The following is a 10,225-nucleotide window of genomic DNA, read 5'->3' as shown; positions in this document are numbered from 1 at the left end:
CCCGACCGGACAGTCGCCGCCTGGACCGGGCAGGCCGCCGCCCCGGGGCTCCGGCCCCCGCGCCGGCTCCGGTCCAGGCCGCGGCTCCGGTCGCTCCCCCGGCGCCCGCGCCGGCCGCGCCCGCCCCGGTGGCCCCGGCCGCTCCTGCGCCCGCCGCCGCATCCTCCGGTGACGAGGGTGCCTACGTCACCCCGCTGGTGCGCAAGCTCGCCGCCGAGAACGGCGTCGACCTGGGCTCCGTCAAGGGCACCGGCGTCGGCGGTCGTATCCGCAAGCAGGACGTTCTCGCCGCCGCCGAGGCCGCGAAGGCAGCGGCGGCCGCTCCGGCGCCCGCCGCGGCCGCCGCTGCCCCTGCGGCCAAGAAGGCGCCGAACCTGGAGGCTTCCCCCCTCCGTGGCCAGACCGTCAAGATGCCCCGCATCCGCAAGGTCATCGGCGACAACATGGTCAAGGCGCTGCACGAGCAGGCGCAGCTGTCCTCGGTCGTCGAGGTCGACATCACGCGCCTGATGAAGCTCCGCGCGCAGGCGAAGGACTCCTTCGCGGCCCGTGAGGGCGTCAAGCTCTCCCCGATGCCGTTCTTCGTGAAGGCGGCGGCCCAGGCGCTGAAGGCCCACCCGGCCGTCAACGCCCGGATCAACGTCGAAGAGGGCACGATCACCTACTTCGACACCGAGAGCGTCGGTATCGCGGTGGACTCCGAGAAGGGCCTGATGACCCCGGTCATCAAGCACGCGGGCGACCTCAACATCGCCGGTATCGCCAAGGCCACGGCCGAGCTCGCCGGCAAGGTCAGGGCCAACAAGATCACCCCGGACGAGCTGTCCGGCGCGACCTTCACCATCTCCAACACCGGCTCGCGCGGTGCGCTCTTCGACACGATCATCGTGCCGCCGAACCAGGTCGCGATCCTGGGCATCGGCGCGACGGTCAAGCGCCCGGCGGTCATCGAGACGGAGGAGGGCACGGTCATCGGCGTACGCGACATGACGTACCTGACCCTGTCCTACGACCACCGTCTGGTCGACGGCGCCGACGCGGCCCGTTACCTGACGGCCGTCAAGGCGATCCTGGAGGCGGGCGAGTTCGAGGTCGAGCTCGGCCTGTAACCAGCGCCTGGGACGTACGTGTACGACGGTGCCCCGTCCGGATTCCTCCGGGCGGGGCACCGTCGTATGTACGCGGTGCACGTCGAGCGTCTCCATGCCGGCCTCGGCCACACCCCGAAGCCCGCCCCGAGGCCCGCCCCGACCGGTGGGGTGCGGCTCCGCGACACCGCCGTCCACGGTCGCGGATGTTGTGGCGTGCGCCCTGTCCGGTCTGTAACCCTCGTCTCACGTAAGGCCGCACTCACGCCGGGAACGTCTCCGGACAGGGACGCGGCCTTATTGTCTACAGGTCACCGCCCCTGGGGCCGAAGCCCCTCCCTCAAGGAGCCCTCATGACCGCGCCCGTCGTCCACTCGCTGCGCGAGCAGATCCGCGAGCACATCGTGGAGGGGATCGTCAGCGGGCGCTGGAAGCCGGGCGAGCGGATCGTGGAGCGCAGGATCGCGACCGAGCTGGAGGTCAGCCAGACCCCCGTACGGGAGGCGCTGCGCGAGCTGGAGTCGCTGCGGCTGATCGAGTCTGCCCCCAACAAGGGCGTGCGCGTACGGAATCTGACCGCCGCCGACCTGGAGGAGAGCTACCCCGTCCGGGCCGGTCTGGAGGCCATCGCGGCGGAGCTCGCGGCGGAGAAGCTGGCGGACGACTGCTCGACCCTCGAACCGCATGTCGCCGCCCTGTACGAGGCCGACCGCGCCTCGGACGGAACCGGCCAGGTCCGGCACACCGTGGGTTTCCACCGCGACATGGTGCGCGCGGCCGGGAACTCGGTGCTGCTGCACACCTGGGAAGGGCTGGGCATCGAGGTGTTCACCGCCCTGTCGATCCGCTGGCTGGGGACGGTGCAGCAGTCGTACGCGGAGGAGCACGAGGAGTTGGTCGCCGCGTTCCGCCGCCGGGATCCACGGATCGCCGAGCTGGTGAAGGCCCATGTGCTGGGGTGCGCGCCACGGGCCTGACGCAGTCGAGCCGAGCGCCGCTCACCTGCGAAAACGGCGAAAAATGCGGCACCCCGTGCCCACCCGAAAGGCACCCCGTGCCTACTTTCTCGTGATCAAGAGGTTTTGCCCTCAACCCTTTGATCGATCATCGATCAGCGAGTTAGAGTCGCCGACGGGCCCCTACCAGGGCCCACAGCCCTGTCCTGCCAAAGACCAAGGGCACCCCCCGAACCCTTACCGACGAGGGAACCCCCTTCGACTGAGGAAGGCGGCGACATGACCGACCCCAAGGCCATCCAGCCGAGCGAGCTCGACCAGCTCCCCGACCGCGACCCCGAGGAGACCGCCGAATGGCAGGCCTCCCTGGACGCGGTCACCAAGGCGGCCGGGCCGCACCGTGCCGCGTATCTGATGCGCCGCACACTGGAGCGCGCCGAGGGCAACGGCATCGCGCTGCCCAAGCTCCTGGAGACGGACTACGTCAACACCATCCCGACCGCCGCCGAGCCCGCTGTGGACGGCGACGAGGCGATGGAGCACCGGATCGCCGCCTGGAACCGCTGGAACGCGGCGGCCATGGTGACCCGGGGCAGCAAGCACGGCGTGGGCGGCCACATCGCCACCTTCGCCTCGGCCGCCTGGCTGTACGAGACCGGCTTCAACCACTTCTTCAGAGGCAAGGAGGGCGACGGTTCCGGTGACCAGCTGTACATCCAGGGCCACGCCTCCCCCGGCATCTACGCCCGCGCCTTCCTCGACGGCCGGCTGAACGAGGGCCACCTCGACAACTTCCGCCGCGAGTCGGGCGGCAACGGCCTCCCGTCCTACCCGCACCCGCGCCGGCTGCCCTGGCTGTGGGAGTTCCCGACGGTGTCCATGGGTCTCGGCCCGCTGTCGGCGATCTACCAGGCACGCTTCAACCGGTACCTCACCAACCGCAGCATCAAGGACGTCTCCGCGTCCCACGTATGGGCGTTCCTCGGCGACGGCGAGATGGACGAGCCGGAGTCGACGGCCGCCCTGGCGCTGGCGTCGCGAGAAGGTCTCGACAACCTCACCTTCGTCATCAACTGCAACCTCCAGCGCCTCGACGGCCCGGTCCGCGCGAACTTCAAGATCGTGCAGGAGCTGGAGGCCCAGTTCCGGGGCGCGGGCTGGAACGTCGTCAAGACCCTCTGGGGCACGGCGTGGGACGAGCTGTTCCAGCTCGACACCACGGGCGCGCTCGTCCGCCGGCTGCGCGAGGTTCCGGACGCCCAGGTGCAGACGTACCAGACGCGTGACGCCGCCTACATCCGCGCCGACTTCTTCGGCAAGGACCCGGCGCTCGTCGAGATGGCGAAGCTGCTGAGCGACGACAAGATCCTCGACTGCTTCCACCGCTCGCGCGGGGGCCACGAGTCGCGCAAGGTGTACGCGGCCTACAAGGCGGCGCTCGCGCACAAGGGCGCGCCGACGGTCATCCTGGCCCAGACGGTCAAGGGCTTCACCCTCGGCGAGGGCTTCGCGTCGAAGAACGCCAACCACCAGATGAAGAAGCTGACGGTGGACGAGTTCAAGCAGATGCGTGACCTGCTCGAACTTCCCATCCCTGACAGCCAGTTCGTGGACGGGGTGGTGCCTTATGGCCACCCCGGAGCCGACTCCCCCGAGGTCCGCTACCTCCAGGAGCGCCGCGCTGCGCTCGGCGGCCCGGCCCCGGCCCGTCGTACCCAGACCCTCGCGCCCCTCCCCGCCCCCGCGGAGAAGACGTTCACGTCGTTCGACAAGGGCTCCGGCTCGCAGAACGTGGCGACGACGATGGCCTTCGTACGCCTGGTCAAGGACCTGGTCCGCGACAAGGAGACGGGCCGCCGCTGGGTGCCGATCGTCCCCGACGAGGCGCGCACCTTCGGCATGGAGTCGCTGTTCCCGTCCCTCGGGATCTACTCCCCCAAGGGCCAGACGTACGAGCCGGTCGACCGCGACCAGCTGATGTACTACAAGGAGGCCAAGGACGGCCAGATCCTCAACGAGGGGATCACCGAGGCCGGTTCCATGGCGGACTTCATCGCCGCGTCGACGTCGTACTCGACGCACGGCGAGCCGATGATCCCCTTCTACATCTTCTACTCCATGTTCGGCTGGCAGCGCACGGCCGACCAGATGTGGCAGCTCGGCGACCAGCTCGGCCGCGGCTTCCTCGTCGGGGCGACGGCCGGCCGTACGACGCTGACCGGCGAGGGGCTGCAGCACGCGGACGGTCACTCCCCGGTGATCGCCGCGACCAACCCGGCCGTGCTGTCGTACGACCCTGCCTTCGCGTACGAGGTGGCGGTGATCGTCCGTGACGGTCTGCGCCGTATGTACGGCGAGTCGGCGCCCGGCGAGGACCCGAACGTCTTCTACTACCTGACCGTCTACAACGAGCCGATCCCGCAGCCGGCGAAGCCGTCGACGCCGGAGCTCGACGACGCGATCGTCAAGGGGCTGTACCGCTTCAACACGGCCGAGTCGGCGGGGCTTTCACCCGTCGCCAACGCGCCGCGCATCCAGCTGCTCGGCTCCGGTACGGCCATCCACTGGACCCTGGAGGCGCAGCGGCTGCTCGCCGAGGAGTGGGGCGTGGCGGCCGACGTCTGGTCGGCGACCTCCTGGACCGAGCTGCGGCGCGATGCCCTGGACGCCGACGCGGCACTGCTTCGGGGCGAGGAGCGGGTGCCGTACGTCCGGCAGGCCCTGCAGGGGGCCGAGGGGCCGGTGCTGGCGGTGTCCGACTACATGCGTCAGGTGCCGGACCAGATCGCCCAGTGGGTCGAGCAGGACTACTCGTCGCTGGGCGCGGACGGATTCGGACTGTCGGACACGAGGGACGCGGCGCGGCGGTACTTCGGGGTCGACGCGGAGTCGATCGTCGTGGCGGCGTTGGCGCAGTTGGCCCGGCGGGGGGAAGTTCGGGCCGCGGCGGTCAAGGAGGCTCGGGAGCGGTACGGGCTGTAAGGGGGTTCGCCCACCCGCCCGTTTCCAGTCCGTTCGCCGGGTGCCCTCGAACCTCTCGACGGTGCCCGGCGATCGGCGGTGGCGGCCCGATCCCGCCCAGGGTGGCCATCATGAACCCATGCGTGCTGCCCGTCTCATCAAAATGGTGCTGCTGCTCCAGTCCAGGCCCTCCATGACCGCCGCCGAGCTGGCCCGGGAACTGGAGGTCTCCGAGCGCACCGTCACCCGCGACGCCCAGGCACTGTCCGAGGCCGGCGTCCCCGTGTACGCCGACCGGGGGCGGGCCGGCGGATACCGGCTGATCGGCGGGTACCGCACCCGGCTCACCGGACTGGCCCGCGGCGAGGCGGAGGCGCTGTTCCTGAGCGGAGTGCCGGGCGCCCTGCGCGAGATGGGACTGGAGGACACCGCCTCCGCCGCCCGCCTCAAGGTGTCCGCCGCTCTGCTGCCCTCCCTCCGCGACGCCCCCCGGACCGCCGCCCAGCGGTTCCACCTGGACGCGCCCGCCTGGTTCAGCGAGCCCACCGTCCCCGAGTCGCTGCCCGCCGTCGCGGACGCGGTGTGGGACGACCGTCCGATCCTGGCCCGCTACCGGCGCGGTGGCCCCGGCGGCGACGGGGACACCGACGTGGAGCGCACGCTGGAGCCGTACGGGCTCGTCCTGAAGGCGGGCGTCTGGTACCTGTGCGCCCGGGTGCCGGACCAGGTCGACCATGGTTCCGGGCCCTTTCGGGTGTACCGCGTCGACCGGTTCACCTCGGTCCAGGTTTCCGGCCAGGTTTCCGTCCAAGGGCATCGCCCCCGCTTCACTCGCGACGACGACTTCGATCTCCCGGCCTTCTGGGAGGAGCGGGCGGAGCAGTTCGCGCGGTCGATCCTGCGCGCCGAGGTCGTCGTACGGCTCTCGGCGGAGGGGGTACGCAGACTGGGGTACGTCGTCGACCCCGTGTCCGCCCGGGACGCGTTGTCGGCCGGCGGCGAGCCCGACGAGCGGGGCCGGGTCACCGTGACGCTCGCCGTGGAGTCGTCGGAGGTGGCGCATACGCAGCTGGCGACGCTCGGTCCGGAGGCGGAGGTACTGGCGCCGGCCGAACTGCGGGCACGGTTCGCGCGGGACGCGCGGCGGCTCGGGGCGCTGTACTCCGATCCCGGAGAGGCTTGAGACCCGTGGGCCTGTACACCCCGTCACATTCCGTGCGGCTCCACGTGCGTCCCTCCCCCTCAGGCCCGATGCTGGACCCGTGATGGACGAGACGGAGTTCTGGAAGCTGGTGGACACGACCCGCGAGGCCGCCGAGGGCGACCCCGAGGATCAGGCCGATCTGCTGGTGGAGCGGTTGCTCCAGCTCGACCCGGACTCGGTGCTCGACTTCGCCCGGCATTTCGAGGTCCGTTACAACCGCGCCTACCGTTGGGACCTGTGGGGCGCCGCCCGGGTGCTGCTCGACGGGGCCGACGACGAAGCCTTCGACTTCTTCCGGTGCTGGCTGATCGGCCAGGGCCGTGAGGTCTTCGAGGGTGCCCTGCACGGCGACCCGGACTCGCTCGCCGATCTCCTGGACGACTTCGACGCGGAGATCGACGGGGACGGAGAGGAGTTGGGCTACGCGGCCGACGAGGCGTACGAGCAGCTCACCGGCGCCGTCGCCCCGGATCTGGGCATTCCGCCCGCACCCGCCGAACCCGAGGGCACGCCCCTCCCCCTGGAGAACGAGGGGGCGCTCGCCGACCGGTATCCCAAGCTGTGGCAGCGGTTCAAGGGCGCCTGAGGGCCTGTGGACCGGTCGCGGCCGGCACTTGTCGTCAGCTCCCGCACCTTCGCGCCACCAACGCTTCCAACACCTCCCGCGCCTCAGGCCGCCGTGCCGCGGCGGCGGGTCAGGTCCGAGGGGATGTACGCCTGCTGCGTGGGGTCCGCCCGTACCGTGTGGTGGTGCAGGGGAGCCCGGTTGGCCTGGTCGAGGGCGGATGCCGTGACCGCCGCCGGGCCCAGGACGACCGTCGCCACCGCGCAGAGCACGGCCCACGGATTCCGCACGGCCCCGGTCCAGCCGCCGGAAGCCCTCTCGCCGCGGACCGATTCGGTCCGTCCGGCCCCCTCGGCCCGTCCGGTCCCCTCGATCGGCCCCAGCGGGTTCGTACGACTGCTGCTGCTCATGGTCCCCACCTCCGGTCAGTGCGTACGACGAAGGTAGGACGGGGAGTTGGGGCGCATCCCTGAGCGCGCTGTGTCGTACCTGTGAGCCCGTCGGAACCCGCGCCGGCCCGTGTGCGTACCTCCTCGGCTCAGCGGCGGCCCTGCAGACGTGCCGCCGCCTTCCTGATCGCCGGGAGGCGGGCCGTGAGGGCGGCGCCGGGACAGCTCGTCATGTAGCCGGCGTTGTGGCCGGCCAGGGCGGGCAGGGTGACAGTGGTACCGGAGGCGAAGCGGCTGAGGGAGTTGCTGGAGACCAGGCGGGCGGTGCCGCGCGGGTCGGTGTCCGAGAGGCCGAGTTTCCAGGCGGTGAGGGCGGCGATCGCGTCGGTCATGGCCTGCGGCACGGGCACTCCCGCCGTGAAGGTGCCGAGGGCGGCGACGCCGGCGGTGCGATGGTTGAAGCCCTGGGTGTGGGCGCCGGTGACGGGGCGGTCGACACCGCCCGCGCGGCCCTCGTAGATGGTTCCGCAGCGGTCGACGACGAAGTTGTAGCCGATGTCGTCCCAGTCGCGGGAGCCGGTCTGGCCCGCGTACACGTAGCGGATGAGGCGGGGCGCGTCGGCGCAGTCGTAGCCGTTGGGCGAGTCGGTGTGGTGGACGAAGACGGCCACGACCCGGTCGTCGTAGCGCGGCGGTGGCTGATCGCCCTCGGCGTCCCCGATCCAGGCGGTTCGGGGGACGATGCGCGGCTTGGCGGCCAGGTGGGTGAGGGCCGGGCGGACCGGGGCGGGGCGGGTCGCGGCGGGGCGCGCCCGGAGCGGGGCCGTGCGGTGGTCGCCGGCCGCGCACAGGACCAGTCCGACACCGGCGGCCATGCCGGGCAGCCAGACGAGCACCACGCGGACGGCGCGCGGCACGCGCACACGGCGGACACGCGAGCCACCCATGGACCGCAGGGACCCCATGGGCCCCACTGTGGCCGCGTTCCGTTCCGCCCGCGATGTGTGGTGTGCCACTTGGTGGAACCAACGTCCCGGTCCGGGACGTTTTTACAGGTCCAGGCTCCCGATGGGCGCATGTGACTGATCGGCGACTGATCACCGGGCCCGTCCCGCGCGTACTACCGCATGTGAACAGCGTGTACCGCGCGTACGGGGGACCGAAGGGTCCAGAAGGAAGGCGGCCGGAGTGGACCTGCTCGACATCCTGCTGTTGCTGGTGATCCTCGGCTATGCCGCGTCCGGGTACCGGCGCGGCCTGGTGGCGGGCTGTGTCTCCCTGGCAGGGTTCGTGGGCGGCGCCGTCATCGGCGTGTGGGTGCTGCCGTGGATCATGGAGCTGGTGACGGCGGGGACGCCCGCGGCGACGGTGACGGCCGTGCTGACGGTGCTGGTGCCGGCCGTGGTGGGCCATGAGCTGATGGGCAGGTTCGCGCTGAAACTGCGCCACGAGCTGGACCGGGGGCCGCTGCGGATCGCCGACGGGGTGGGCGGGGCCGTGGCCAACGCGGTCGCCGTGCTGCTGGTGTCCTGGGTGGCCGCCAGCGTCCTGGGCGCGTCCTCCTCACCGCTGGTCACGACGGCGATCCGGGACTCGGCGCTGCTGGGCACGGTGCAGGACGCGATGCCGGACACCACCCCGACCTGGTTCTCGCGGGCCACGTCCGCGCTCACCCAGGCGGGCTTCCCCCAGGTCTTCAACCCCTTCGAGAACGAACCGGCGACGAGTGTCGCCAAGCCCACCGGTGACAGTGTCACGGCGAGCGCGACGAACGCGGCCAAGCTGAGCACGGTCAAGATCGAGGGCGTCGCGGGCACCCAGGGCCGTGAGGGCAGCGGTTTCGTGTTCTCGTCCCGGCATGTGATGACCAACGCCCACGTGGTGGCGGGCATCGACGATCCGACCGTCCGGGTCGGCGGTGTCGGGACGGCGCACAAGGCGACGGTGGTGCTCTTCGACCCCGAGAAGGACGTGGCCGTGCTGTACGTCCCGGATCTGCGCGCGCCCGTCCTGCGCTTCGACGACAGCGCGAAGCGGGGCGACTCGGCGGTGGTCGCGGGCTACCCGCAGGACGGCGACCTGAATCTGCAGGCCGCCACGGTCGCCGACAAGGTCCGGGCGCGCGGCCAGAACATCTACAACAGCGAGACGGTGACCCGCGAGATCTACTCGATCCGCTCGACCGTCCGCCCCGGCAACTCCGGCGGCCCGCTCCTCACCACCGACGGCAAGGTGTTCGGCGTGGTCTTCGCCCGCTCCACGTCCGACGCCGAGACGGGCTACGTCCTGACGGTGGACGAGGTCCGCGGCGACGCCGAACGGGCGACCGCATCGACGAGGCCGGTGGACACGGGCGACCTGGTCACGTCCTAGAGCACTCCCAAACCGCCCCTGCACCACTCCGGACGCCTGGGTGTCCGCGGCGGAACTACAGCGACCGGCCCATGAGTACGTCGTCCACGAACTCCCCGTCCAGCAGGAACTCCCGGGGCTGTACGCCCTCGACGGCGAAGCCCTCCGACTCGTACAGCTTGCGCGCCGTGGCGTTGTGCCCGAGGACGCGCAGCGAGAGGCGCAGGGCGCCCCGGCGGCGGGCCTCGGTCACGGCGGCCCGGACCAGCAGCCGGCCGACGCCCGTGCCGCGCGCCTCGTCGGAGACGGCGAGGCCCTGGATCTGCAGGACGTGCGCGTTCGACGCGAGCGGAGTGGGCCGGGCGAGCCTGACATAGCCCAGGACCCGGCCGTCCCCGGTCACGGCGACCAGGTGGTCGCCCGGTTCGGCGCTCTCGCGGAAGAACGGCGTGTACGGCGGTGTGGGCCGGGGCGTGACCGCGTGCAGGGTGGACCAGGTGGCGCGGTCGAGCCTGCCCAGTGCCTCGTCGTCCTCGGTCCGGGCGGGGCGCACGAACGGCCCGGGGCCCGCGGGACGCTCCTGACCCTCCTGCCCGTGCTGTCCCTCGTGACCTTCGTACGGCTGATGCGGTTGCCGCGGTTGCTGTGACTCGGGTGGCATGCGGGTCACTCTAGGACGGGGGTACGACAACGGGCCCGGGGACGGTGGC

Annotated in this window: 9 protein-coding genes; 6 read left to right on the top strand and 3 right to left on the bottom strand. The window is 71.6% G+C overall.

The genetic code is table 11. The features are described from left to right. The 5 genes from sucB to PV734_RS41600 all read left to right on the top strand — a co-directional run. Positions 1-1,109: 2-oxoglutarate dehydrogenase, E2 component, dihydrolipoamide succinyltransferase (gene sucB / locus PV734_RS41620; protein WP_319294607.1), on the top strand; the 1,109-nt coding region annotated here is incomplete at its 5' end. A 332-nt stretch (positions 1,110-1,441) separates the two neighbouring features. Next, positions 1,442-2,065, top strand: a complete 624-nt coding sequence (locus PV734_RS41615) for a GntR family transcriptional regulator (RefSeq protein ID WP_319294605.1) — start codon at positions 1,442-1,444, stop codon at positions 2,063-2,065. Between the two features lie 258 nt (positions 2,066-2,323). Then, entirely contained in the window at positions 2,324-5,026 is a 2,703-nt protein-coding gene (gene aceE, locus PV734_RS41610; RefSeq protein WP_319294603.1) for a pyruvate dehydrogenase (acetyl-transferring), homodimeric type, read from the top strand. A 118-nt stretch (positions 5,027-5,144) separates the two neighbouring features. Further along, complete coding sequence (locus PV734_RS41605) at positions 5,145-6,188, top strand: helix-turn-helix transcriptional regulator (protein WP_319294601.1); 1,044 nt, start codon at positions 5,145-5,147, stop codon at positions 6,186-6,188. 82 nt (positions 6,189-6,270) lie between these two features. Further along, a complete protein-coding gene (locus tag PV734_RS41600) occupies positions 6,271-6,795 on the top strand; it encodes a DUF4240 domain-containing protein (protein ID WP_319096436.1) in 525 nt (174 codons plus the stop codon). Positions 6,796-6,878: 83 nt separating this feature from the next. Here the strand turns inward: PV734_RS41600 and PV734_RS41595 are convergent, their stop codons facing one another. Both PV734_RS41595 and PV734_RS41590 read right to left on the bottom strand, forming a co-directional pair. Beyond that, complete coding sequence (locus PV734_RS41595; protein ID WP_319096435.1) at positions 6,879-7,064, bottom strand: hypothetical protein; 186 nt, start codon at positions 7,062-7,064, stop codon at positions 6,879-6,881. Between the two features lie 248 nt (positions 7,065-7,312). After that, entirely contained in the window at positions 7,313-8,110 is a 798-nt protein-coding gene (locus PV734_RS41590; protein WP_319096434.1) for a peptidoglycan recognition protein, read from the bottom strand. Between the two features lie 241 nt (positions 8,111-8,351). On the opposite strand from PV734_RS41590, the gene PV734_RS41585 reads away from it, so the two are divergent. Further along, the gene (locus PV734_RS41585) at positions 8,352-9,536 is read left to right on the top strand and encodes a MarP family serine protease (protein ID WP_319096415.1); all 1,185 of its coding nucleotides are present in this window, start codon (positions 8,352-8,354) and stop codon (positions 9,534-9,536) included. A gap of 55 nt (positions 9,537-9,591) precedes the next feature. Here PV734_RS41585 and PV734_RS41580 read toward each other — a convergent pair whose 3' ends face one another. After that, positions 9,592-10,176 (bottom strand): GNAT family N-acetyltransferase, encoded by a 585-nt coding sequence (locus PV734_RS41580; RefSeq protein WP_319294599.1) that lies wholly within the window; start codon positions 10,174-10,176, stop codon positions 9,592-9,594. Positions 10,177-10,225: the final 49 nt, after the last annotated feature.

Source organism: Streptomyces sp. AK08-02 (assembly GCF_033795085.1).
GTDB classification, from domain to species: Bacteria; Actinomycetota; Actinomycetes; order Streptomycetales; family Streptomycetaceae; genus Streptomyces; species Streptomyces echiniscabiei.
This window is presented reverse-complemented; position numbering and strand designations above follow the sequence as displayed.